At 60.2% G+C, this 23,297-nt stretch carries 25 protein-coding genes; 11 read left to right on the plus strand and 14 right to left on the minus strand.

What is annotated here, in order from left to right; all coding sequences use genetic code 11:
- Positions 1-42 precede the first annotated feature (42 nt).
- From ABOK31_RS13280 to ABOK31_RS13305, 6 genes are all read left to right on the plus strand, one after another.
- On the plus strand, positions 43-1,029 hold the full coding sequence (locus tag ABOK31_RS13280; protein ID WP_174177011.1) for an ABC transporter ATP-binding protein: 987 nt from the start codon (positions 43-45) through the stop codon (positions 1,027-1,029).
- Complete coding sequence (locus ABOK31_RS13285) at positions 1,026-2,000, plus strand: ABC transporter permease (protein ID WP_349956335.1); 975 nt, start codon at positions 1,026-1,028, stop codon at positions 1,998-2,000. The genes ABOK31_RS13280 and ABOK31_RS13285 overlap by 4 nt, the downstream gene beginning before the upstream one ends.
- On the plus strand, positions 1,990-2,598 hold the full coding sequence (locus tag ABOK31_RS13290) for a hypothetical protein (RefSeq protein ID WP_349956336.1): 609 nt from the start codon (positions 1,990-1,992) through the stop codon (positions 2,596-2,598). The genes ABOK31_RS13285 and ABOK31_RS13290 overlap by 11 nt, the downstream gene beginning before the upstream one ends.
- Entirely contained in the window at positions 2,598-3,413 is an 816-nt protein-coding gene (locus tag ABOK31_RS13295; RefSeq protein ID WP_349956337.1) for an ABC transporter permease, read from the plus strand. The genes ABOK31_RS13290 and ABOK31_RS13295 overlap by 1 nt, the downstream gene beginning before the upstream one ends.
- A 13-nt stretch (positions 3,414-3,426) precedes the next feature.
- Entirely contained in the window at positions 3,427-4,854 is a 1,428-nt protein-coding gene (locus ABOK31_RS13300) for a gamma-aminobutyraldehyde dehydrogenase (protein ID WP_349956338.1), read from the plus strand.
- 360 nt (positions 4,855-5,214) lie between these two features.
- Complete coding sequence (locus ABOK31_RS13305; protein WP_075851721.1) at positions 5,215-5,388, plus strand: DUF1328 domain-containing protein; 174 nt, start codon at positions 5,215-5,217, stop codon at positions 5,386-5,388.
- A gap of 32 nt (positions 5,389-5,420) precedes the next feature.
- On the opposite strand, the gene ABOK31_RS13310 is transcribed toward ABOK31_RS13305, so the two are convergent.
- From ABOK31_RS13310 to ABOK31_RS13360, 11 genes are all read right to left on the minus strand, one after another.
- Positions 5,421-6,095 carry a DUF1345 domain-containing protein gene (locus ABOK31_RS13310; protein ID WP_234910317.1) on the minus strand — a complete coding sequence of 225 codons (675 nt, stop codon included), beginning with the start codon at positions 6,093-6,095 and terminating at the stop codon, positions 5,421-5,423.
- A 108-nt stretch (positions 6,096-6,203) separates the two neighbouring features.
- Entirely contained in the window at positions 6,204-6,935 is a 732-nt protein-coding gene (locus ABOK31_RS13315) for an SDR family oxidoreductase (protein WP_174177019.1), read from the minus strand.
- 105 nt (positions 6,936-7,040) lie between these two features.
- Positions 7,041-8,174 (minus strand): extracellular solute-binding protein, encoded by a 1,134-nt coding sequence (locus ABOK31_RS13320; RefSeq protein WP_349958947.1) that lies wholly within the window; start codon positions 8,172-8,174, stop codon positions 7,041-7,043.
- Positions 8,171-8,632: a MaoC/PaaZ C-terminal domain-containing protein gene (locus ABOK31_RS13325; protein ID WP_174177021.1), complete on the minus strand. Its 462-nt coding sequence runs from the start codon at positions 8,630-8,632 to the stop codon at positions 8,171-8,173. The genes ABOK31_RS13320 and ABOK31_RS13325 overlap by 4 nt, the downstream gene beginning before the upstream one ends.
- 3 nt (positions 8,633-8,635) lie before the next feature.
- On the minus strand, positions 8,636-9,715 hold the full coding sequence (locus tag ABOK31_RS13330; protein WP_349956339.1) for a Gfo/Idh/MocA family oxidoreductase: 1,080 nt from the start codon (positions 9,713-9,715) through the stop codon (positions 8,636-8,638).
- Entirely contained in the window at positions 9,708-10,037 is a 330-nt protein-coding gene (locus tag ABOK31_RS13335) for an L-rhamnose mutarotase (protein WP_174177025.1), read from the minus strand. Before ABOK31_RS13335 ends, ABOK31_RS13330 begins: the two co-directional genes overlap by 8 nt.
- A 13-nt stretch (positions 10,038-10,050) precedes the next feature.
- Positions 10,051-11,163, minus strand: coding sequence for a mandelate racemase/muconate lactonizing enzyme family protein (locus tag ABOK31_RS13340; protein ID WP_349956340.1), 1,113 nt, complete (start codon positions 11,161-11,163; stop codon positions 10,051-10,053).
- An 11-nt stretch (positions 11,164-11,174) separates the two neighbouring features.
- Positions 11,175-12,272, minus strand: a complete 1,098-nt coding sequence (gene ugpC, locus ABOK31_RS13345) for a sn-glycerol-3-phosphate ABC transporter ATP-binding protein UgpC (protein WP_349956341.1) — start codon at positions 12,270-12,272, stop codon at positions 11,175-11,177.
- 5 nt (positions 12,273-12,277) lie between these two features.
- Complete coding sequence (locus ABOK31_RS13350; RefSeq protein WP_349956342.1) at positions 12,278-13,144, minus strand: carbohydrate ABC transporter permease; 867 nt, start codon at positions 13,142-13,144, stop codon at positions 12,278-12,280.
- A 2-nt stretch (positions 13,145-13,146) separates the two neighbouring features.
- Positions 13,147-14,040 (minus strand): sugar ABC transporter permease, encoded by an 894-nt coding sequence (locus ABOK31_RS13355; RefSeq protein ID WP_174177033.1) that lies wholly within the window; start codon positions 14,038-14,040, stop codon positions 13,147-13,149.
- 185 nt (positions 14,041-14,225) lie between these two features.
- Entirely contained in the window at positions 14,226-15,542 is a 1,317-nt protein-coding gene (locus tag ABOK31_RS13360) for a sugar ABC transporter substrate-binding protein (protein WP_174198180.1), read from the minus strand.
- A gap of 179 nt (positions 15,543-15,721) precedes the next feature.
- Between ABOK31_RS13360 and ABOK31_RS13365 the strand changes: the two genes are divergently transcribed.
- The 4 genes from ABOK31_RS13365 to ABOK31_RS13380 all read left to right on the plus strand — a co-directional run bounded on the left by ABOK31_RS13365 (position 15,722) and on the right by ABOK31_RS13380 (position 19,151).
- Positions 15,722-16,513, plus strand: a complete 792-nt coding sequence (locus ABOK31_RS13365) for an IclR family transcriptional regulator (protein WP_174177037.1) — start codon at positions 15,722-15,724, stop codon at positions 16,511-16,513.
- 65 nt (positions 16,514-16,578) lie between these two features.
- The gene (locus tag ABOK31_RS13370) at positions 16,579-17,415 is read left to right on the plus strand and encodes an amidohydrolase (RefSeq protein WP_349956343.1); all 837 of its coding nucleotides are present in this window, start codon (positions 16,579-16,581) and stop codon (positions 17,413-17,415) included.
- Positions 17,416-17,446: 31 nt separating this feature from the next.
- On the plus strand, positions 17,447-17,992 hold the full coding sequence (locus tag ABOK31_RS13375) for a MaoC family dehydratase (protein ID WP_199088965.1): 546 nt from the start codon (positions 17,447-17,449) through the stop codon (positions 17,990-17,992).
- Position 17,993: 1 nt separating this feature from the next.
- Positions 17,994-19,151 (plus strand): CaiB/BaiF CoA-transferase family protein, encoded by a 1,158-nt coding sequence (locus ABOK31_RS13380; protein WP_174177043.1) that lies wholly within the window; start codon positions 17,994-17,996, stop codon positions 19,149-19,151.
- Positions 19,152-19,271: 120 nt separating this feature from the next.
- Here the strand turns inward: ABOK31_RS13380 and tal are convergent, their stop codons facing one another.
- On the minus strand, positions 19,272-20,237 hold the full coding sequence (gene tal / locus ABOK31_RS13385; protein ID WP_174177045.1) for a transaldolase: 966 nt from the start codon (positions 20,235-20,237) through the stop codon (positions 19,272-19,274).
- A 503-nt stretch (positions 20,238-20,740) separates the two neighbouring features.
- Here tal and ABOK31_RS13390 point away from each other — a divergent pair.
- Positions 20,741-21,730: a sugar-binding domain-containing protein gene (locus ABOK31_RS13390; RefSeq protein ID WP_174177047.1), complete on the plus strand. Its 990-nt coding sequence runs from the start codon at positions 20,741-20,743 to the stop codon at positions 21,728-21,730.
- 76 nt (positions 21,731-21,806) lie between these two features.
- Here the strand turns inward: ABOK31_RS13390 and ABOK31_RS13395 are convergent, their stop codons facing one another.
- Together ABOK31_RS13395 and ABOK31_RS13400 are read right to left on the minus strand one after the other, a co-directional pair.
- A complete protein-coding gene (locus ABOK31_RS13395; RefSeq protein WP_349956344.1) occupies positions 21,807-22,679 on the minus strand; it encodes a bifunctional helix-turn-helix domain-containing protein/methylated-DNA--[protein]-cysteine S-methyltransferase in 873 nt (290 codons plus the stop codon).
- A gap of 111 nt (positions 22,680-22,790) precedes the next feature.
- The gene (locus ABOK31_RS13400; protein ID WP_349956345.1) at positions 22,791-23,294 is read right to left on the minus strand and encodes a DUF2244 domain-containing protein; all 504 of its coding nucleotides are present in this window, start codon (positions 23,292-23,294) and stop codon (positions 22,791-22,793) included.
- Between the last annotated feature and the right edge of the window lie 3 nt (positions 23,295-23,297).

The raw sequence follows: 23,297 nt of genomic DNA on the forward strand, positions 1-23,297 counted from the left end.
TGGCATGATATCAAACACCACTGCATATCCCTGGAGAAACCAATGAACGCCGTTCGTTTCCAGCAGGTGTCGCGCCATTTCGGCCAGGTCCGCGCTGTGGACCGCGTCGATCTGGAAATCGCGCCCGGCGAATTCTTCGCCATGCTCGGCCCTTCCGGTTCCGGCAAGACCACCTGCCTCAGGCTGATCGCCGGCTTCGAGCAGCCCACCGGCGGCCATATCGAGATCTTCGGCGAGACTGCCGAAGGCGTCCCGCCCTATAGGCGCAACGTCAACACCGTCTTCCAGGATTACGCCCTGTTTCCGCATCTCAATATCCTCGACAACGTCGCCTATGGTCTGATGGTCAAAGGCGTCGGCAAGGTCGAGCGCCTGCGCGCCGCCGAACAGGCGCTGGAGTTGGTGAAGCTGCCGGGCTACGGCGCCCGCCGCCCCGGCCAGCTCTCCGGCGGCCAGCGCCAGCGCGTGGCGTTGGCCCGAGCGCTGGTCAACAAGCCCAAGGTGCTGCTGCTTGATGAGCCACTCGGCGCTCTCGACCTCAAACTGCGCGAGCAGATGCAGGAGGAATTGAAGAGCCTGCAGCGCGCGCTCGGCATCACCTTCGTCTTCGTCACCCACGATCAGGGCGAGGCTCTGTCCATGGCCGATCGCGTCGCCGTCTTCAACGATGGCCGCATCGTCCAGCAGGGCACACCACACGATATCTATCAGCGGCCAAAGACACGCTTCGTCGCCGACTTCGTCGGCTCCTCCAACGTCATCGCCCCGGAAACCATGTCGTCGCTTGGCGGCGAACGGCGCTGGGCAAGCCTGCGCCCCGAGGCCATCCGCCTGACCGAAGAGAGCGGCGTCGCGGCGACGGTCAAGGCAACGAGCTTCCTCGGCGCGGCCACCCGCCTCTCGGTGGAGACAAATGGCACCCGCCTGCATGTGACGGTACCCGCCGGGCAGTTAGCTCCGGTTTCAGGCACATCCGTCCGCCTCGCATGGCTGCCGGCAGATGTCCACTATATGGACGACGCCGCATGAACGCCGCCGCCTTCCCCGCCTCGTCGAGCCAGGCGCCGGCCTCGATCCTGCCGCGCCGCGGCGGTTTCTTCGGCCGCCTTTCCGATCTCTTCTGGCGCCGCCCGAAGCTGCTGCTGTTCCTGATGCTGACGCCGCCGCTGCTCTGGCTCGGCATCATCTATATCGGCTCGCTGATCGCGTTGCTGCTGCAGAGCTTCTTCTCGATCGACGATTTCTCGGGAATGGTGAACTACCAGTTCACCCTCTCGACCTATGCGCAGCTGCTGAACACAGCCAATTTCGATATCATCGTGCGCACGGTCGTCATGGCCGCTCTCGTCACCTTCGCCTCCGCCTTCGTCGCCTTTCCCATCGCCTATTACGCGGCGCGCTATGCGCAGGGCAAATGGAAGGCGCTGTTCTATCTCGGCATCATGCTGCCGCTCTGGTCGAGCTATCTGGTGAAGGTCTATGCCTGGAAGCTGATCCTCGCCAAGGAGGGCATCCTCACCTGGATCTTCGACAAGCTGCATCTCGGCTGGCTGCTCGACGGCGTGCTTGCCCTGCCCATCATCGGCGGCAACTCGCTGTCGGTGAGCTATATCGGCACCTTCCTCGTCTTCGTCTATATCTGGCTGCCCTATATGATCCTGCCGACGCAGGCCGCCCTCGAGCGCGTGCCGTCAAACCTGCTCGAAGCCTCGTCCGATCTCGGCGCGACGCCAAACCAGACCTTCCGCACGGTACTTCTGCCGCTCGCTTTGCCGGGTGTGGTCGCCGGCTCCATCTTCACCTTCTCGCTGACCTTAGGCGATTACATCATCCCGCAGATCATCGGCTCCTCGCGCCTCTTCATCGGCCAGGCCGTCTACGCACAACAGGGAACCGCCGGCAACGTGCCGCTCGCCGCCGCCTTCTCGGTCGTGCCGATCGTCATCATGGCCATCTATCTCTGGATCGCCAAAAAGCAGGGAGCTTTCGATGCGCTCTGATCCAAGGTTTGTTGAGCTTATCGAAGAGTTTCCAGAACTCGCGGATGCGTCAATAATAATAGAAAAAGAACTCTACGCGCACTTTGGCCTGCTATTTTTTACGTTCGCACTGGTCGAACATTCCTTAATAAATTTTGCCGTTTTTGACGCGATGGGGAAAGCAATTCGAAATAATTCCCTTCGTAGCCGAACGGAGTGGGAAGATGCTTTTGACCGAAACTATGAGAAGGCAAAATCGCTTTCTCTAGGAAACTTAATTAAAACTATAAGAGACATCCCGGAGCTGGCTACTGATTTTGGCGAAATCGCTAAAATGAAGGCAGAGAGGGACTACTTTGCTCATCATTTTTTTCGCGACGAGATAGTCTACTTCAAAAGCGACGATCGAGGATGGCTGTTGCTATTCAAATTGCAGGAGGTGCGGCAACGCGCTCACAAGCTTGAGGATAGGCTAAAGCCGCAATTCGATCTCATGTGTGGCCGCTATGGTTTACCACGCCCTACCTCAGAACAACTTACCCAAACACTCAATGAATATGAAAATGAAACCGCAGTTGCAGTGTCTAATGGCACTGCCCGATTTGGGTGGGAAAAGTAATGCGCTCTGATCGTGGCCAACGCGCCTCCTTCCCCCTGAAGATCGCAGCCGCCGGCGGCTTGCTCTTCCTGCATCTGCCGATCCTCCTGATCTTCGTCTACGCCTTCACCACGGAGGAAAAGAGCTATCAGTGGCCGCCACCGGACTTGACCCTGCAATGGTTCGGCATTGCCTGGAACAGGCCGGATGTCTGGTCAGCACTGGCGTTGTCCGTTCAGGTCGCAATCATCGCCACCATCATCGCCTTGATCCTCGGCACGCTCTGCGCCGCCGCAGTCAGCCAGACGAAGTTCTTCGGCCGCGAGGCGATCTCGCTGCTTGTGATCTTGCCGATCGCGCTGCCCGGCATCATCACCGGTATTGCGCTGCGCTCTGCCTTCAGCCTGCTCGATATCCCCTTCTCGGTCTGGACGATCGTTCTCGGCCATGCCACCTTCTGCGTTGTGGTTGTTTATAACAATGCCGTCGCCCGCTTCCGTCGCACCTCCGGTTCACTCATCGAGGCATCGATGGATCTCGGCGCCGATGGCTTTCAGACCTTTCGCCATGTCGTGCTGCCGAACATCGGCACGGCGCTGCTTGCCGGCGGCATGCTTGCCTTCGCTCTGTCCTTTGACGAGGTCATCGTCACCACCTTCACCGGCGGCCAGCAGATGACCTTGCCGATCTGGATGCTGGAGGAGCTCATTCGCCCGCGCCAACGACCCGTGACCAATGTCGTCGCCATGGTCGTCGTGCTTGTCACCTTCCTGCCGATCCTGGCAGCCTACTATCTTACCCGCGACGGCGACCAGATCGCCGGCGGCGGCAAATGAAAGGGAGAGAATAATGGATACCCAAATGCTGATCGGCTCCCGCTTTGAAGCCGGCACGGAAACGGAAGAGCATGTGCTCAATCCGAAGACCGGCGAGAAAGTGGTCGACCTGCCGGAGGCGTCGCTCGGCCAGATCGACGCCGCCGTTGACGCTGCGGAAAAGGCCTTTACGAGCTGGTCGCAGACGACGCCAAGTCAGCGCTCGAGCTATCTCCTGAAAATCGCCGACGCCATCGAGCGCGATGCAGAAGGCTTCGCTGCCCTGGAAGCGCTGAACTGCGGCAAGCCTATCAATGCGGTCCTTAACGACGAAATCCCCGCAATCGTCGACTGCTACCGCTTCTTTGCCGGCGCGGTGCGCAACCTGCACGGCCCGGTCGCCGGCGAATATCTGCCTGGCCACACCTCGATGATCCGCCGCGACCCGATCGGCATCGTCGGCTCCATCGCGCCCTGGAACTATCCGCTGATGATGATGGCCTGGAAATTGGCACCGGCGATTGCCGGCGGCAACACTGTCGTCTTCAAACCCTCCGAACAGACGCCGCTAACCGCCTTGAAGATGGCGAAGCTTTTGGCGGATGTCCTGCCGGAAGGCGTCGTCAACGTTATCCTCGGCCGCGGCGAGAGTGTCGGCAACGCGCTGATCAACCACCCGAAGATCAGCATGGTCTCCATCACCGGCGATGTCGCGACCGGCAAGAAGGTGCTGGCCGCCGCCGCCAAGACGGTCAAGCGCACGCACCTCGAACTCGGAGGCAAGGCCCCCGTCATCGTCTTCGACGATGCCGATATCGACGCCGTCGTGTCAGGCATCCGCACCTTCGGCTACTACAATGCCGGCCAGGACTGCACCGCCGCCTGCCGCATCTATGCCGACGCCAAGGTCTACGACAATTTCGTCGCCGATCTCACCTCGGCCGTGTCCAGCATCAAGTTCAATCTCGCCGACGATACCGAGAACGAGATCGGCCCGCTGATCTCCAAGCGCCAGCGCGACCGCGTCGAAAGTTTCGTCACCCGTGCCGCCGAACACAAGCACATGGAAATCACGACAGGCGGCAAGATTTCCGGCGAGCGTGGCTTCTTCTATGCGCCGACCATCGTCGCCGGCGCCACGCAAGACGACGAGATCGTGCGCCGCGAAGTCTTCGGCCCCGTCGTCTCCGTAACACGCTTCACCAACCCCGACGATGCCGTCACCTGGGCGAATGACAGCGACTACGGCCTCGCCTCCTCGGTCTGGACCAAGGACATCAGCCGTGGCATGCAGACAGCAGCCCGGCTGCAATATGGCTGCACCTGGATCAACACCCACTTCATGCTGGTCAACGAAATGCCGCATGGCGGCCTGAAGCAATCCGGCTACGGCAAGGATATGTCAGTCTACGCTATCGAAGATTATACCGCCGTGCGGCATGTGATGATCAATCACGGGTAAGAGGGGTTGGGGTAAACCAGCTCTCTTGAGTTTGCCGCACCGCTGTACCTCCCTCTGTCCCTATCGGGACATCTCCCCCACATGGGGGAGATCGTTGGGGGTATGCCGCCTAGCCTGCAAAAGACAATCAGCCTTAACTTCAGCAGGTGCAATGCCAGTTTAGATGTGAGAGGTCACAGCGGGTTACCAATCTCCCCCCTTGTGGGGGAGATGTCACGAAGTGACAGAGGGGGTATCCTCGCTCTCCACACCCGCCACAGCATCCACCAAAGACCGGCAACTCGCCAAAACCGAAACGCCTTCGGAACAATTCACCCTCCTCCCGCGTCTTTATGAAGTACAACGCAGAGGAGATTGCTAATGCTGAAATGGGCTCTCATTTTCTTTGTGATTTCGCTGATCAGCGGCTTTTTCGGCTTTTCAGGCGTGTCCGCGGCGACCGCAACCATTGCGCGCGTTCTCTTCGCCATCTTCCTGATCATCTTCCTGGTGTTCCTGATCCTGGCCGTCATGGCCGGCAATGCGGTCATGTAACGGTATAAGCCACGACTGTCGAAGGGGCGGGCCTAGATCAGGCTCGCCCCGACGTTTATGGCAAGCGCCAGGATCGTCGTATTGAACAGGAACGACAGGATCGCGTGCAGAAGCGCGAGCTTACGCATCGATACCGTGGAAATGCCGATATCGGCCGTCTGCGCCGCCACACCGATGGTGAAGGAGAAGTAGAGGAAGTCCCAGTAGATCGGCTCCTCCAAAGGCTCGGCAAATTTCAGTCCCTGCCCCTTGCCCGGAATGCTGTAGAACCGGTGCGCATAGTGAATGGTGAACAGCGTGTGGAGGAAGGTCCAGGATATCAGGATCGTCACGATCGCCATCATCACGCGGTAGAACGCGACTTCGGGTGAGGCATCCTTGACGCCAAGCAGATCCAGCGCAATGCCGCCGATGCTGGCAAGAGCGGCAGCAATCGATAGAAACAGCAGGAAGCCATCCGAAAAATCGAGATCGGCGGAGCGCTTGCGGATTCGCTGCGGGTCGGCCGTCAGCATCCTGAAGAGGCTGTAGACGATATAGACGACCGCAGTCGTATCCCAGGCGACCAACAGATTGCCGGTATTGAAATCCCTGGATGTCAGCAGCAAAAAGACGGCGACGCCGGCCAGCACCGAAATCACGATGACATGGTGCTTGCGCCACAATACGAGCCATCTGGAATGATGCAAATGTCCCTGCGCATCCATGCCGCTCTCCCGATCGCAAATCGTCTTACAAAACAACGCTTCGCCGACGAGAGTGGCAAATAAAAGGAGGCCCCGCAATACGGAGCCTCCGATCGAGAAAATGAACCCTCAGCCCGTCCAGCCGCCGTCGATGACGTGGGTCTGGCCGGTTGTGAAACCCGCTTCGTCGCCGGCAAGATAAGTCACCAACGCGGCAATCTCTTCGGCGGTCGCGATGCGGCCCATCGGCTGACGAGCAATGAAGTCCTTCATCGCCTTGTCGTAGTCGCCGGTTGCGCGCAGCCGCTCATGCAGCGAGGGGCTGTCGACCGTGCCGGGGCAAATAGCGTTGGCGCGGATACCCTTGGCAACGAAATCGGCGGCGATCGACTTGGTGAGCCCGATGACGGCGGCCTTGGATGCGCAATAGGCAAAGCGATTGGGCACGCCCTTCACGCTGGAAGCGACCGAGGCCATGTTGACGATCGAGCCCTTGCCCTTCTCCAGCATGCCCGGCAGGAAGGTGCGGCAGGTCGTGTACATCGCCTTGGCATTGAGGTTGAAGGAAAAATCCCAATCCTTCTCTTCGCAGTCGAGGATGGTGCCCGAATGCACGAAGCCGGCGCAATTGAAGAGCACGTCGATCGGGCCAATCTCTTCGGCGTAGGCCTTGACGGCGGCGCTGTCGAGCACATTCAACACATGCTTGGTGGCGCCATCCAGCGTCGAGAGCGTCTGCTCGTTAATGTCGGTGGCGTAGACATGCGCGCCAAGCGAGATGAAGCGCTCTGCCGATGCCCGGCCGATGCCCTGCCCCGCCGCCGTGATGACGACCTTCCTGCCTTCCAACCCGTGACCCATAATCCTGATCCTTTCCTCGGGACTATGATCCCATCCATCCGGCCGGTTGCATAGCCGGCGCTTCGGATAAGATCATGCAATAACAATTAGTTGGCCCAACCTCTCCTACGCCTCAAAGGACTGCGCGAAGCGGCGGTTGAGCTTGTCGATAAGGACTGTATGCCGCTCGCCGGTTCGCAGTCCATCGCTAATCACCTCGGATGCGTCGCTTTGAAATGCCATGTAGCCGTCGTGGCGCGGCCGCACATAAGCGCCTTCGAGCGTCGCGCGCGTGTTGCGGTAGAAATCGAGCGCCGGCTTATTGACCGCATCGCTGACCCAGGCGTCGGCATGACCCGATTGTCCGTTTCCGCTTGCATAAATGCCTGCCTGCACCGGCCCGCCCGCGATCCAACGGGCAAAGGCTTTCGCCTCTTCCGGGGCCTGCGTGCGCGCCGAGACGGCAATGCCGGTGCCGCCAAGCGCCGAGCCGATCGGGGCGCGGCCGCCGATGACGGGCATATCGGCAAAGGCGATACGCGCCGGTCTGAATCCGGCAAAGGAATAATTCACGTAGCCGTAGAGGAACGGGGACGCCACATAGGGGCTGTCCTTTTGCCCCAGCAGATCGAGCACGGCGATCGGGTCCATCTCATAGCAGCTGGCATCCATTCCCGAGACGAGCCGCGCCATCCAGTCGAGCACCGCTTCGCTATCGGCTTTGGCGATGAAATCCGGGCCTTCGACGCTGCAGGGGGTGCCGAGATGCGCCGCCAGCGAGATGAAGGTCATCAGCGAATGCGGCGGCCGCATCGGCAGGATCGCCTTGCCTTCCAGAGCGAGCGCAACGAACTCGGCAAGATCTGTGACCGGCGCGCTCAGGCGGTCGGGCCGATAGGCCTGCACCTGCGTCGCCGCGTCGAGCGGAAAGGCCCATTGACGGCCCTGCCAATTGTAGCTCGGATAGGACTGACCGACGGTTCCGGCTGCGATCGCTGCGATTTCCTGCGCATGCGAGGGATCATCGAGCGGCAACAGGCAGTCTTCACGCGTAATCTGGCCGACATGCGGGTGATCGATGACGATGAGGTCGTATTGCGCGGCGAGCTCTTCCACCGGAAAGGTCTCGAAATCCTGCAGCGAGCGCTTTTCCCAGCTGATCTCGACGCCGGTCTGTTCCTGCCATTGCTTCGAGCAGGCAATCATCGGATCGTAGCCGCGCGGATGCGACCAGGTCATTCCCTTAAGCTTTATCATTATGCCTTCTCCGCAGCCGGTTTGCGCTCGACGACCAGGATGTGATCCGCAGCAAGCACGACCTCGTCTCGCTGGTTCAGCACCTCACAGCGCTCGACAACGCGACCGGCTGTCGGTCGCTTCGGATCATCCTCTTTCGCCGAAACGGTGACGCGCGTGCGGATCGTATCGCCGATATGCACCGGGCGGACGAAACGAAGCCGATCGTAACCATAGGAAAAAGCGACGGGATTGATCAGCGAGGCCGTGAGCCCGACGCCGAGCGCAAAGATCATCGTGCCATGCGCGATGCGCTGGCCGCCGGGCAAGGTCTTGGCGAATTCCGCGTCCATATGATGCGGGAAGAAATCACCGGTGTGACCCGCATGGACAACGAAATCGGTCTCGGTAATCGTCCGTCCCGTGGTCACCCTGACATGACCGAGTTCGTAGTCTTCGAAATAGATCGTTTGCTCTGCCATTCCTCAAGCCTTTGGAAGTTCTGCGATCGGCGTCGCCGGTGCGGCGCTCGACTGATAAGCGGCCTCGACAAGCGCCATCGTCTGCCAGGCATCCTCAACGGAGCCGATCAACTCGTGATCCTCGCCGGATGCGAAGCGCTGCAGGTTGGCCATGCGGTTGACGAAGGCGTCCGGGAACCAGGCACCCTCGAGCTTCACCTCGACCCAATCGCTGCCACCCTCGGGACGTATCCAAAGCTCGTCCGGCTCGCCACTGGGATAGTCGAGATTGACCCCGAGCTTGACGTAGGCAGCACCCTTGGTGCCGGCAATGCGAAACTCGCAGGCCTGGAACTTGCGGCCGAAATCATGGTCGTGATTGACCGAGAGCACACAGCGGACCTTGTCGCCATAATCGAGGATCGCCGCCGTTCGGGTCTGCGCGACATCATGATTGGGATGGCCGATGGTCTTGGCATGGACCCCTTGCGGATTGCCGAGCAGTCCGCGAATGAAATCGAGATAGTGGATCGAGTGCATGGCGATCTCGATCCGCGGCAGGCCTTTCAGGAAGGGCCAGAGCCTCCAGGGCGTGGCGAGCGCCAGCCAGGCATCGAAATCGACGACATCGCCGAGATAGCCTTTGTTCACGGCATCATAAAGCGCCAGCATCATCGGTGCGAAGCGGAGTTGGAAATTGACGGCCGCCTTGATGTCACGCTCACGGCAGACCCGCAGAATTTCAGAAGCGCCTGTGAGATCGCTGCCCATCGGCTTCTGGATCAGCGCGAAGGAGCCGCGCGGCAGTTTCGACAGGATCGCAGCATGTACAGCCGGCGGCGTCGCAAGATCGAAGATTGCGTCTTCGACGGCAAGTGCCTCTGCCTCGGAGGCGAAGGCGCGAATGCCCCATTGAGTGGCAAGCGCCGCCGCTTTCTCGGCATTCGGATCGTAGAGACCAGCGACTGGAAAACCGCCTTGCCTGTAAGCCGGCAGATGCGCGTCACCGACGATGCTGCCGGCGCCGAAGATCACGATCGGACGCGGCTTCGACGGCTTCGGCCACCATTGGCGAAGGGATTTGGGGTCGAAAGCCTCACCCATGATGAAAAACCTCTTCCATCATGGCCCACCACTCGCCCTCCTTGCGGGTTTCGAGCGGCTTCTGGCAAGGCATGCAGACGGACCACCATTCCTGGTTCTTCGGGCTCGCGGCCATCTTGCGCATGTCGGCCTCGAAGTCCGTGCCGACATATTCCCAATAGCCGAAGAGCAGGTTTTCCGGCTCCTTCAGGAAGATCGAATAGTTGGTGACGTTGCATTCGGAGATCAGTGCGAGGATCTCGGGCCAGACGGCCGCGTGAAGCGCCTTGTATTCCGCGATCTTGGCCGGCTCCAGGCCGATCACCATTCCCATCCGCTGCATGGTCCGTTCCTCCTCAGCCGTGGATTTCCCGGGTAAATTCGCCGATCGAGCGCGCCTTCACCGCTTCCCAGTCCCAGGCGATGCCGATGCCGGGCTCCAAAGGCGCAAGTGCCTTGCCGTCGACGATCTCCATGCCCTTCGTCGTGAGGTCGTCGAGCTGTGGAATGTATTCAACGTATTTGCCGTTCGGCACGGCGCAGGTGAGGCTGACATGCAGCTCCATCAGGAAGTGCGGGCAGACCGGAATATCGAAGGCCTCGGCCGCATGCGCTACCTTCAGCCAGGGCGTGATGCCGCCGATGCGGGCGACGTCCACCTGCACGATCGAGCAGGCGCCCTTCTGCATGTATTCGCGGAAATACCGGATCGAATACATGGATTCGCCAACCGCGATCGGCGTCGGTGTCGATCGGGTCAGCCGGATATGGCCGTCGAGATCATCAGCCGGCAGCGGCTCCTCGATCCAGGCGAGGTCGAGCTCTTTCAGGCGGGCCGCCCGGCGGATCGCCTCGTCGACGGTAAAGCCCTGATTGCAGTCGGTCATGATCTCGAAGCCGGAACCGAGCGCCAGACGCATCGCGGCCAATCGGTCGTAATCCTCCGAGCCATGCGGCTTGCCGATCTTCACCTTCGAGCCGGAAAAACCCTTGGCCTTCGCCTGCAGCGCGTCCTCGACCAGTGCTTCCTTCTCAATATGCAGCCAGCCGCCTTCCGTCGTGTAGAGCGGGCAACGATCCCTAGCGCCCCCAGCAAGCTTCCAGAGCGGCAGGTTCTGCTTCTTGGCCCGCAGGTCCCAAAGTGCGGTGTCGACCGCCGCAAGGGCCAGCGCCGTAATGGGACCGATGGTCGTCGCATGCGTGGCGAATTCCAGTCTATGCCAGATTGCCTCGATGCAGTCGGCATCCTCACCGATCAAAAGCGGCACCAGATGGTCGGAGAGCAGCCGCATGACGGAGGAGCCGCCGGTGCCGATCGTATAGCTATAGCCGGTGCCGACAGCGCCGTCGCTGTCGGTGATGGTGACGATCGGCGTCTCCTGGCTGACGAAGCTCTGGATCGCATCCGTCCGCTTCACCTTCGGCGGCAGATCGACCATCCGCAATTCAATTTTCTCGATACGGGCCACGGAGCGATTCCTTAGTTTGCGAGGCTCTTGCCGGTTTCGACGGAGAAGAGATGCGCCTGACTAAGGTCGAAGCTCATCTTCAGCTGTTCGCCGCTCTTCAGCGCGCGCGGATTGAGCATGCGCGTCACCCATTCGCGCCCGGCAAATTCGACGAAGACAAGCGTTTCATTGCCGAGCGGTTCGGTGATGGCGACGGGCAGTGTCAGTTCGTAGACGGCGGATTCCGCGCCCGAATGCAGGCCGTGACCGGTGGGGAAGATGTCGTCGGGCCGGAGACCGAAAGCGACCGTCTCGCCTTCCCTGACCTTGCCGGCAAATTGGCCCGGCAGCGGCAGACGGTCGCCATTCTTGAAGATGAGTTCGCCTGATTTCAGCGTCGCCTCCTCGATGTTCATCGGCGGCGAACCGATGAAACCGGCGACAAAGCGCGTGGCGGGCCGCTTGAACACTTCGTCCGGTGTGCCAACCTGTTCGATATAACCATCGCGCATGATGACGATGCGGTCGGCAAGCGTCATGGCCTCGACCTGGTCGTGCGTGACGTAAACCACCGTCGACTGCACCTTGGCATGCAGCTTCTTGATCTCGGTGCGCATCTGTGTGCGCAGCTTGGCGTCGAGGTTCGACAGCGGCTCGTCGAAGAGGAAGACCTCCGGCTGGCGGACGATGGCGCGGCCCATGGCGACGCGCTGACGCTGACCGCCGGAAAGCTGCGCCGGACGACGATCCATCAGGGCTTCGAGGCTCAAGATGGCCGCTGCTTCATTGACCCGCTTGTCGATCTCAGCCTGCGGCTGCTTGGCGATCTTCAAGGAGAAGCCCATGTTCTCGCGCACGGTCATATGCGGATAGAGCGCATAGGACTGGAATACCATCGAGATGTTGCGATCGCGCGGTGGCAGGTCGTTGACGACGGTATCGCCGATCTCGATCGTGCCGTCTGAGACATCCTCCAGGCCGGCGATCATGCGCAGCGTCGTCGACTTGCCGCAGCCGGAGGGGCCGACGAGCGCGATGAACTCCTTGTCCGCGATGTCGAGATCGATCCCGTGGACGATTTCCAGCGCACCATAGCGCTTGACGAGTTTTTTAAGGGAAACCTGAGCCATTGAGATCAACCTTTGACCGCACCGAATGTCAGACCCGACACCAGATGCTTCTGAATGATGAAAGTGAGAGCGAGCGCGGGAACGATCATGACAACAGCCAGCGCGCACATGCCGCGCCAGTCGATGGTGAACTCGGCCGTATAGTCGAGCAGACCGACGGGCAGCGTCTTGGAATCGACGGAACGCGTCAGCTGCGAGGCCAGTGCATATTCATTCCAGCAGGTGAGGAAGGCGAAAATGCCGGCGGATGCGATACCGGGGCCGGCAAGCGGGAATTCCACCTGCCAGAAGGCCTGCCAGCGATTGCAGCCGTCGATCTGCGCGGCTTCGGCCAGATCCTTCGGCACCTGCCGGAAGAAGCCGTCGATCAGCCAGATGGTGAAGGGCACGTTCAGCGCGACATAGGTGAGGATCAGGCCGAAATGCGTGTCGATGATCCCGAGCCGCGCATAGACCATGAACAGCGGCAATGAGAGCGCCACGCCGGGCACGGAGCGCGTCAGCATCAGCCCGAGGAACACGGCCGACTTACCTGCGAAACGGAAGCGGGCGAAGGCATAGCCCCCGGACATGCCGATGACGAGCGCAATGGCCGTCGAGGTGATGGAGATGATCAGCGAATTGCGGAAATAGTCCCAAACGGGAATGCCGCCCTGCCCCACGCCGCTGAACATGGCGCGATAAGCTTCCAGTGACAGCTCCTGCGGGATCCAGACCGCCGGCTTTGCCATGATCTCCACGGTCGGGCGCAGCGAGCTGATAACGATCCAGAAGCCGGGCAGGCAGATGATGAGCATCGCGAGGAAAAGGCCGATAAGATAGGCGACTTTCCACAGGCGGCGCTGCAGGCGTTGTTGAGCGTTGCGATCCATGATTACCACTCCGCTCCGATCTGGGTGCGGGCAAGCGCCAGCTTACGGAAGAAATAGACTGTGAAAGCGATCGACAGGATGATCGAGACATAGGCCATGGCGTTGGCGAGACCCATCTGCGCATCGGCATAGGCGGTGCGCCCGACCAGCGTCCAGATCAGCTCCGTGCGCCGTGCCGGCCCGCCATCCGTCATGATCTTGACGATGTCATAGGCGCGGGCGACGTCGAGCGAACGGATCGTCATGGCGATGAAGGCAAAGGGCATCAGGAACGGCCAGGTGACGTAGCGGAAGGTCTGCCAGCTGGTGCAGCCATCGACCTTGGCGGCCTCGACCGGCTCCTGCGGCATCGCGAGCAGGCCTGCGAGAATGAGGATGGCAAAGACCGAAGTCGAAGACCAGACTTCGGCGATCACGATGGAGAACAGCGCCAGATTGCCGTCGATCAGCCAGGGTATGGCCGTTTCCGTAATGCCGAGGGATTGCAGGGCATTGTTGATGATGCCGACATTGTCGTTGAACATGAATTTGAACTGGAAGCCGACGAGGACAGGCGAGAACATCATCGGAAACATCATCAGCGTGCGCAGCACGCGCTTGCCATGCGTCGCCTTGTTGACCAGCAAAGCCAGTCCGAGACCAAGCAGCATTTCCAGATTGAGCGCGATCGTCAGCAGCACCACGGTGCGGACGAAAGCGGCCAGAAACACCGGATCCGTCAGGATGCGCATGTAGTTGCGCAGGCCGATGAAGGTGAACAGTGTGGCCGGCCTAGTCAGGCGAAATGGCGTGAAGCTGGAATAGAAGGAGAGAAGCAGCGGAAACAGAACCACCGCCACAAGGACGATGATCGCCGGAAGAAGAAGCAGGACCGGTGGAGATATTCTCTTGAGCATGGTTTGCACCTGTCGGCATTCCTCGGCAGCGTGGCCCGGACTGCGTGGAATGGATTGCTTGGGACGAGACCCGGCACAAAGCCGGCAGCGCCGATGACGCCTCGCGGTGCCGATCAAAAGCGATTCTCGAAGTCAATTTTGGAAAGTCCCGCGCTCCTGGAAGCGCGGGACTTCGATTGCATCGCTTAGAGCGCGCCGGCATCCTTCAGGACATCGGTTGCCTTCTGGGCAGCAGCATCAAGCGCCTGCTTGGAGGTCTTGTCGCCGAGAATGGCGGCCTGAAGTTCAGGATAGACGACGTTGGAAATCTCGATCCATTGCGGCGTGCGCGGAACCGGGAAGGCGTACTTCATCGATTCCTGGAAGGTGCTCAGCACTTCCTTCTTGTAAGGGTCGGAAGCAGCCTGCTGGATATCCCAATCCCAGACCGCCTTGCGGGTCGGCAGCGTGCCGTTGGCGGCTTCGAGCTTCTGTGAATCGTCGTTGGTCAGGAACCAGACGAGCGAAGCGGCCGCATCCTTGTGGGCGCAGGATTCGGTGACCGAGAAGCCGTGATGGCCGGACCAGCCGGTGTGCTTGCCCGACGAGCCGACGGGCTGCACGACGACGCCGACATTGCCGGCGATCTTCGAGGATTTCGGATCGTTGAAATAGGTCGCCCAGCCCGGCCAGTCGAGATCGAGCGCGATCGAGCCGGAAGCAAAACCAGCGCCGAGATCGTCCCACAGGTAGTTGGTCGTGCCGGCCGGAACGGCCTTGGCCTTGTACATGTTGACGAACCAGTCGAGCGCACGCACGCCGGCTTCGGAATTGAAGGCAGGCTTGCCGTCCTTGTCGAGATATTCGCCGCCTTCGGCAACCAGCATTTCATAGAAGCGGCCGTTGATGGCCTCTTCCTTGCCGGGGAACTGCGTGCCGAAGAAATTCGGCGGGTTCGAGAAGAAGATCGCCTGATCGGAGACTTCCTTCCAGGTCTTCGGCGGCGCCAGATCGTAGCCATATTTCGCCTTGAACGCCGTCTTCTTGGCCTCATCATTATAGAGGCTCTTCTGATAGTAGAGCGCCGAAACGTCGAACTGAGCGCGCGGCAGCATGATCAGACGGCCATCGATGGTCGAGGCCTGAATTGTGGAATCAACGAACTGGGCGATTTCTTCCTTGGGCAGCAGCTTCGAAAGATCGGTGTAGAGGTCAGGATATTGCGGCGCGAAGGACGAATGGTTCGAACCGACGCACCAGGAGATGCTACCCGAGGCCATGTCCGACTTGATTTCCTTGTCGAGCTCGAAGTGGTTCTTCTTAGACAGAATGTTGACCTTGGCGCCGGTTTCCTTCTCCCACTCGGCAATACGCGCGTAGAGCGGCTCATATTGCTGACCGCCGATGAGCTTGGCGTCGATCGTCACACCCGGAAATTTGCCCGGCAGATCGGCGGCGAAAACCGCTGTGCCGGCAAGCAATGCCATCGTGCCGGCAACAAGACCGGCCCTCCAATTCCTCATCGAACTTCCTCCCTTAAGCTCGGACCCCTTGTCCGATTGCCCTCTAGACCCAAATATGGATCAATGATTTATAAGTAAACATCTTATTCATTGGCCGTCAAGCCGTGATCGCGCGCTTGTAAAATGCCTTCATTCATATATGAATGATGATTCATATTTCTTCGCACGGGGACTTGTTAATGAGCATAGAAGACGACAGTGATCGCTACCGCGCGCCGGCGCTGGACAAGGGGCTTGACATTTTGGAGCTGCTGGCAACGATCGATGGCGGCCTGACGCAGGCCGAAATCGCCAAGGCACTCAACAAGAGCCCCAACGAATTCTATCGCATGCTCGACCGCCTGGTGCGACGCGGCTATGTGCAGCGACAGGACGGCGACCGCTTCTATCTGACGCTGAAGCTCTTCGGCCTCGCGCATTATCATGCGCCAGTTCGCCGCCTTGTCTCCTTCGCCACGCCGCTGATGCGCGAATTCTCCAACCGCGCCGAGCAGGCGTGCCATCTGGCGATCTACGACCGCGGCTCGGTCGTCGTCATCGCCCAGCAGGATTCACCGACCTATTGGGGCATTTCCATCCGCGTCGGCGCGCAGATCAATCTCTACAATACCGGCTCCGGCCACATTCTCCTGGCATTCAAGGATGCCAAGCAGCGCCAGATGATGATCAACGAGCAGAGACGCCAGGAGCAAGACCCGGAAGAACCGCCCGCCGATCTCGAAGAGAAGCTCTCGGCCATCCGCGAAAAGGGCTTCGAAACCATGAGCAGCCTGCAGACGAGCGGCGTCCACAATATCTCCGCGCCCGTGCTGGCGATGGACGGCAATGCGCTGGCGGCGCTGACCTGCCCCTATATCGAGCCTGTGAACTCGAAGGCACCGACGCGCGAACAGGTGGTCGAATATGTAAGGGAAGCGGCCAAGGAGATCTCCGAAACGGTGGCCGGCACGGTCGATAAAGCCGAGCTATAATTTTTATTTGAATAAACTATTCTTATGTGAGTATATGTTGGGCAAGCAGGTATGGGAGGAACACCATGCTTTTCGACAGCCATCTGCACATCGTCGACCGGAAAAAGCTCGCCTATCCCTGGCTGGCCGACGCCGGCGCACTCAATCGCGACAGCCTCTACGAAGACTATGCACGCGAAGCCAAGCGTCTTGGGATCACCGATACGCTTCACATGGAAGTCGATGTCACCGAAGACGATATCGAGCGGGAAACCGAATACGTCAAAGGCTTGAGCCACGAACCCGGCAACCTGCTGAGAGGTGCCATCGCCGCCTGCCGTCCTGAAAGCACAAGTTTTCCCGCCTATCTCGAGCGCGTGCTTGCCGATCCCTTCGTTAAAGGTTTCCGACGGGTGCTGCATGTCGTGCCTGACGATGTCTCTGAAGGCGCGCTGTTTCGCGAGAACCTGAAGCGGCTCGCCGATACCCGCCTCACCTTCGATCTCTGCGTCCTGCCGCACCAAATATCCAAGGCAATCGCACTCGCCGACCTCAATCCCAACGTCCGCTTCATCCTCGACCATTGCGGCGTGCCGGCCGTGAAGGACGGCTTGAGCGAAAGCTGGTCGGCGGGGATCAAGGAGGTTGCGATACGGCCCAATGTCATGGTGAAGATTTCTGGCGTCGTCGCCTATGCGGACCCGGACAGCTGGTCGCCGGAAACGCTGCGTCCCTTCGTCGAACATTGCATCGCAAGCTTCGGCTGGGATCGCGTCATCTGGGGCAGCGATTGGCCGGTCTGCACGCTCGGCGGCAATCTCTCCACCTGGGTCGCCGCCACTCATGCGCTGATGCAAGGCGTAAGTGCAGACGAACGCAACAGCCTCTATCACCTGAATGCCAAGCGCCTCTGGTCTCTCTGAAACCGGAGGTTTTCCATCGAAAGTGAATGCCATGACCGCCACCGTCGGCGTATCCAGCACCCATCCGAAAACCATGCCGGCCGATCACGCCGAGATCCCCGTCTGGAACGCGGAAAACTGGTTCTACGAGGATTTCGAGATCGGCCACAAGATCCGCTCGCTGCGTCGCACGATTTCCGAAGGTGAATCCCAGCAGTTCAACGCGCTGGTGCTCGACATGCACCCATACGTCAGCGACCAGATCTTCGCCGAAACCGAAGGGCTGTTCGGCAAGCGGCTGGTTGCCGGCGCCTTCGTCTTTTCCGCCGGCCTCGGGCTTGTCGCCACGAATTGCGTCAACGCCTTCTCCTATGGCTACGACAAGCTGCGCTTCATCAAGCCCACCTTCATCGGTGAGACGATCTACACCATCCGCACCAATCTGGATAAACAGCCGAAATATGCCGAGCTTGGCCTGATCCGCTCATCTTATGAAGTCTTCAAGGGCGAAGGCGAATTGGTGCTCTATTGCGAGCATATCCAGACGGTGCGCTACAAGAACGGCCGGCCGGCGGATGCGCCGCCGCTGAAAGTCTGACATGACCAAAGATAACGAAGAGGGCCTGCTCTCCGGCATTATCGTGCTGGATATGAGCCAGTTTCTTGCCGGCCCGATGGCCGCCCTGCGCCTCGGCGACCTTGGCGCGCGCGTCATCAAGATCGAGCGGCCTGACGGCGGCGATCTCTGCCGCCGGCTCTATCTCAGCGATACCGAGATCGGTGGCGATTCCACGCTCTTTCACGCCATCAATCGCGGCAAGGAGAGCTTTGCCCTCAACATGAAGGATGCGAGCGATCTACAGGAACTGCGCACGCTGATCGCCAAGGCCGACGTCATCATCCAGAATTTTCGCCCCGGCGTCATCGAACGGCTTGGCCTCGACTACACCTCCGTTGCCGCGATCAACCCGCGCATCGTCTATGGCAGCATCACCGGATACGGCCCCGATAACGAATGGCGCCAATTCCCCGGGCAGGATCTGCTGGCCCAGGCCCGCTCCGGCGTCATGTGGCTGAACGGCGAGGCCGATGACGGGCCTGTGCCCTTCGGGCTTGCCGTCGCCGACATGCTGGCCGGCAATCTCCTCGTCCAGGCAATCCTGGCCGGGCTCGTACGGCGCAGCGTGACCGGGCACGGCGTGCATGTGGAAACGAGCCTGCTGGAAGCGATGGTCGATTTCCAGTTCGAGGTGCTGACCACGCACCTGAATGACGGCGGCCGCTTGCCGCAGAAATCCGCCGTGCGCAATGCCCACGCCTATCTCGCCGCCCCCTACGGCGTCTATCGCTGCGCCGATGGCTGGCTGGCGCTGGCGATGATGCCGTTGGAAAAACTCGCACCGCTGCTCGACCTGCCGGCGCTCGTCAACTACACGCCTGATGACGCCTTCCAGCGTCGCGACGAAATCAAGACCATGATCGCGAGCCGGCTGCGGGAGAAAACCGTTCGCGAATGGCTCGCCATCCTCGAGCCCGCCGATATCTGGGCGGCCGAGGTACTGGATTGGCCGAAACTGCTACAGAGTGCTGCCTTCCGTAAGCTCGACATGCTGCAGACGGTGACACGCGACGACGGCACCTCCGTGCGCACGACGGCAAGCCCGATCCGAGTGAATGGCATCCGTGCGAGGAATGGGATAGCGGCGCCGACCATCGGTGGGCAGTCGGAGAAGGTCAGGGCGGAGTTTCTGACGTAGGTTTCCCCCTCTGGCGGCAAACTCAAAGTCTCCACCTATCACCCAAAACAAAAAGGGCGCCGCATCCCTGCGACACCCCTCTCAAATCATAACTCCCCAAAGAGAGAGCCAATCTCACCTTCAAGCAGCAGCGAGCTGCAGTTCCTTGCTGACCATGGCGCGCAGCGTGCCGAGGTCCTTGGCGAAGGCGCGGATGCCTTCGGAAAGCTTCTCGGTTGCCATTGCGTCTTCGTTCATCATCCAGCGGAAGGTCTTCTCGTCGACGGCGATCTTTTCGACGGAACCCTTGGACTCCGGCGAGAGCTTGCGCTCCAGCTTGCCTTCGTCCTTGGAAAGATCGTCGAGCAGGTTCGGGCTGATCGTCAGGCGGTCGCAGCCGGCCAGCGCTTCGATTTCGCCAGTGTTACGGAAGGAGGCGCCCATGACGATCGTCTTGATGTCGTTGGCCTTGTAGTAGTGGTAGATGTCGCGAACGGAGATGACGCCCGGATCTTCCTCGGCCGTGTAGTCCTTGCCGGTCGACTTCTTGTACCAGTCGAGGATACGGCCGACGAAGGGCGAGATCAGGAATGCCTTGGCGTCAGCGCAGGCGATCGCCTGGGCCTTGCTGAAGAGCAGCGTCAGATTACAGTCGATGCCTTCCTTCTGCAACACTTCGGCGGCACGGATGCCTTCCCAGGTGGAAGCAAGCTTGATGAGGATACGGTCGCGCTCGATGCCGCGTTCCTTATAGGAGGCGATGATGGCGCGGGCCTTGGCGAGCGAGGCTTCGGTGTTGAACGAGAGGTCGGCGTCGACTTCGGTCGAGACACGGCCCGGAACGAGACCGGAAAGCGCTGCGCCGACGGAGATTGCCAGACGGTCGGCAACGGCAGCAACGATGGCTTCGGAGGCACCGCCCTGCTTCTTGCCCCAGGCGACGGCTTCCTTGATCGCGTCGGCGAACATCGGCGTACCGAGCGCCTTCAACACGATCGTCGGGTTGGTGGTGCAATCCACCGGCTTCAGGCGAGCGACTGCCTCGATATCGCCGGTATCGGCCACGACCGTCGTCATGGCGCGGAGTTGATCAAGCTTGGAAGTCATAACAGGTATCCTTGTTGAATGAGGCCCATCTGGGTGGGAGATATCGGGCGGCAGATCCGGTCTTTTCGTCGGACGGGACCGAAGGCGTCAGGGGGAGCGCAGCCTTCCTTCTCCTATGTTTCGGTAACGGGATAAAAAGAGCGAAAGTTCCATTTCCGGTGAACGGCCGAGCGATGAGGAGACAACCTTCCGAAAACAAGCTTTCCACCGGCATCGGGCGCCCTATATGGCTCCCTGTCCGGCCTGGCACTTGCTCTCAGCAGCACTCGCACATTGTCCTCCTCGACTGGACAAGACCGAATTCCTCAGCACCGACTATCAGCAATCTCGCACCGAAAAGTCAAGGACATTTGTGCAATTCGATTGACATAAGTTTCATGTCATAGAATATCGGCAGCAGAAGAGCCGATCTCGCCTGCTCCTGTCATCCGCCATAGCCACATTTCGCTCTGAGGCGGATCATGACGTTAAATGACGCGTGCGACAATCTTGCCGGAGGACCTGTGGCCAAACTGAGACGCGGAACACATACCGCCTATTCGGAGACCTCGTCCCTGAGGCTTCGCGCCGCCTGGCTCTATTACAACCAGGGCCTGACGCAGAAGGATGTCGCCGAGCAGCTCGGCATCAGCCGCACCACTGTCATCCGCCTGCTGGATGAGGCGATGCGTCGTGCCGAGGTGCAGATCTGGATTACCGAAGGCATAGATGACTGCGTGGAACTGGCGATCAAGCTCGAGCGCACCTATGGACTCGATGAAGCGATCGTCGTTCCCGAGCCGGCCGGCGGCAATGTGAACGCCCAGGCAAAGAGCGTCGGCCTGGCGCTCGGCCAGTTCCTGACGGAAGCCATCCCCGACAACTATACGATCGGCGTCGGTTGGGGCCGGACAATGACCGCTTCGCTCGCAAGCTTCCGCCCGACCCGCCGCGACAATTGCAAGGTGGTCTCCCTGCTCGGCGGCATCGTTGCCGTCCACCAGACCAACCCGATCGACTATACGTGGCGTCTGGCAAGCCAGCTCGGCGCCGAATGCTATATGTTCCTCGCACCGCTGCTCGTCGACTCCGTCGAGACCAAGCGCAATCTCATCGAAAAATGCGGGCTGGAAGCCATCTACCGGCTGGCGGAAAACCTCGACCTCGCCATCGTCAGCTGCGGCGACATCGGCCCGCAATCGACCTCACTGTCGGAAGGCTTCATCTCGAAGCGCGAGCTGGAAGAGCTGATTGAAATGGGCTGCGTCTGCGACACCATGTTCAACTTCCTCGACGCCGAGGGCAATTCCGTCGATCACCCCATCAACAAGCGGGTCATGTCCGTCGATCTCGATACGCTGAAGAAAGCCAAGCACATCGTGATCTCCTCCGGCGGCGCCCACCGCGCCCAGGCGATCAGCGCCACCATCAAGCGCATCGGCTGCAATACTTTGATCACCGATGAAAGTGCTGCCAAGGCGCTGCTGCAGATGGCTTTGGCGAAGGCGGCTTGAAGGCGCCCCATCGTCGGCGTCGAATCCGCTGAACGTGCGCACCCTCCAAAGACTCAAAGCCTATTGCAGCAATCCCTCAAGCATCCCCCGCTTCCCAACCCAGCATCGCCCGTTTGCGCGTCAGCCCCCAGTGATAGCCGGTGAGCTGTCCATTCTTTCCAAGCGCACGATGGCACGGCACGACGAAAGAGATCGGATTGCGGCCGACCGCTGCGCCGACTGCCCGCATCGCCGTCGGCTGGCCGATATCCTTGGCGATGTCGGAATAGGTTACCGCGCGGCCCATGGGGATCTTCAAGAGGCTTTCCCAGACACGCAGCTGGAAATCCGAGCCGATCAGCACGACGCGCAAGGGCTGATCGCTCGACCAGTTGGACCGCTCGAAGATACGCGCCGCGTAAGGCGCCGTCGCATGCGGGTCCTCGATGAATTCGGCATTGGGCCAGCGGCAGGTCATATCCGCCAGGCAGGCCTTTTCATTGCCGGTATCGCTGAAGGCGAGACCCGCAAGACCGCGATCCGTGACCATGATCAAGGCGAGGCCGAAGGGCGAGATATGAAACGCATAGCGCATGACAAGGCCGCTGCCCCTCGCCTTCCATTCACCGGGAGACATCGCCTCATGCGTCACGAAGAGATCGTGCAGCCGGCTCGGGCCGGAAAGGCCGACCTCGAAGGACGTCTCCAAGAGCGGCAGATCCTCCTTGCGCAGGAGCCGCTTGGCATGATCGAGCGTGACAGCCTGCAGGAACGCCTTGGGCGACAGACCAGCCCAGCGCGTAAACGTCTTCTGCAATTGGGTCGGCGACTGGCCGAGCCGATCGGCAAGCATCTCCAGCGACGGCTGATCGCGATATTCCTCGGTGATGAGTTCGATGACCTCCCGCACGGTCTCGTAGTCCTGACCTTCAGGAGTGATGTCTTTCTTCAGCTGTGCAATCGCATTCATGATCTTTCTCCTTGGAAAGGAGAAAACCACGGCAACAGGGCTAAAACCACCCGTTTCTTGCGCATGTGGCCTCTCTGCTAAAATGTGATGTCGCCGATCGGGGCAAGCGGCTCATATCCGCTGCGTCACACTCGCCAATGCCCGCTTGAACGCCTTGGCAAAGCTCTCGCGATCCTCCGGATTGAGGAAGGAGCCGACGTCGGTATCATGGCTTCTGTCGCGGACATGCATGGAGACGACGCCAATCTCGCGGTGGCGGCGAACCAGGAACCGCGTCCAGAACGGATTGAAATCATGTTCCACCATCCGCCCCGTCGGCGAGAATTTGCGGATGGAGACATTGGTTCGCGATACCGTCACCTCTTCCCGCACGCGGCCTGACCGGTAATTCAGCCAGAAAGCGCCATAGAGCAGGAAGAAATCGGCGCCAAAAAAGATACCGATCGGCCAAGCGCCCCGCGTGACGAAAAAAATGCTGTAGAAGAGGCAGAAGGTGCCGGCCAAAGCCAGCATAACCCTGAACCCCTTTCGCGGCAGCGAGCGATGGGGAAACAATTCGGCGGCAAAGACCGGCCTGTTGCCGTCTGCAGCCGTATCGGCGTTGCGTTCCGTCATAGG

It is taken from the genome of Rhizobium sp. ZPR4 (assembly GCF_040215725.1).
In the GTDB taxonomy this organism is placed as follows: Bacteria; Pseudomonadota; Alphaproteobacteria; order Rhizobiales; family Rhizobiaceae; genus Rhizobium; species Rhizobium rhizogenes_D.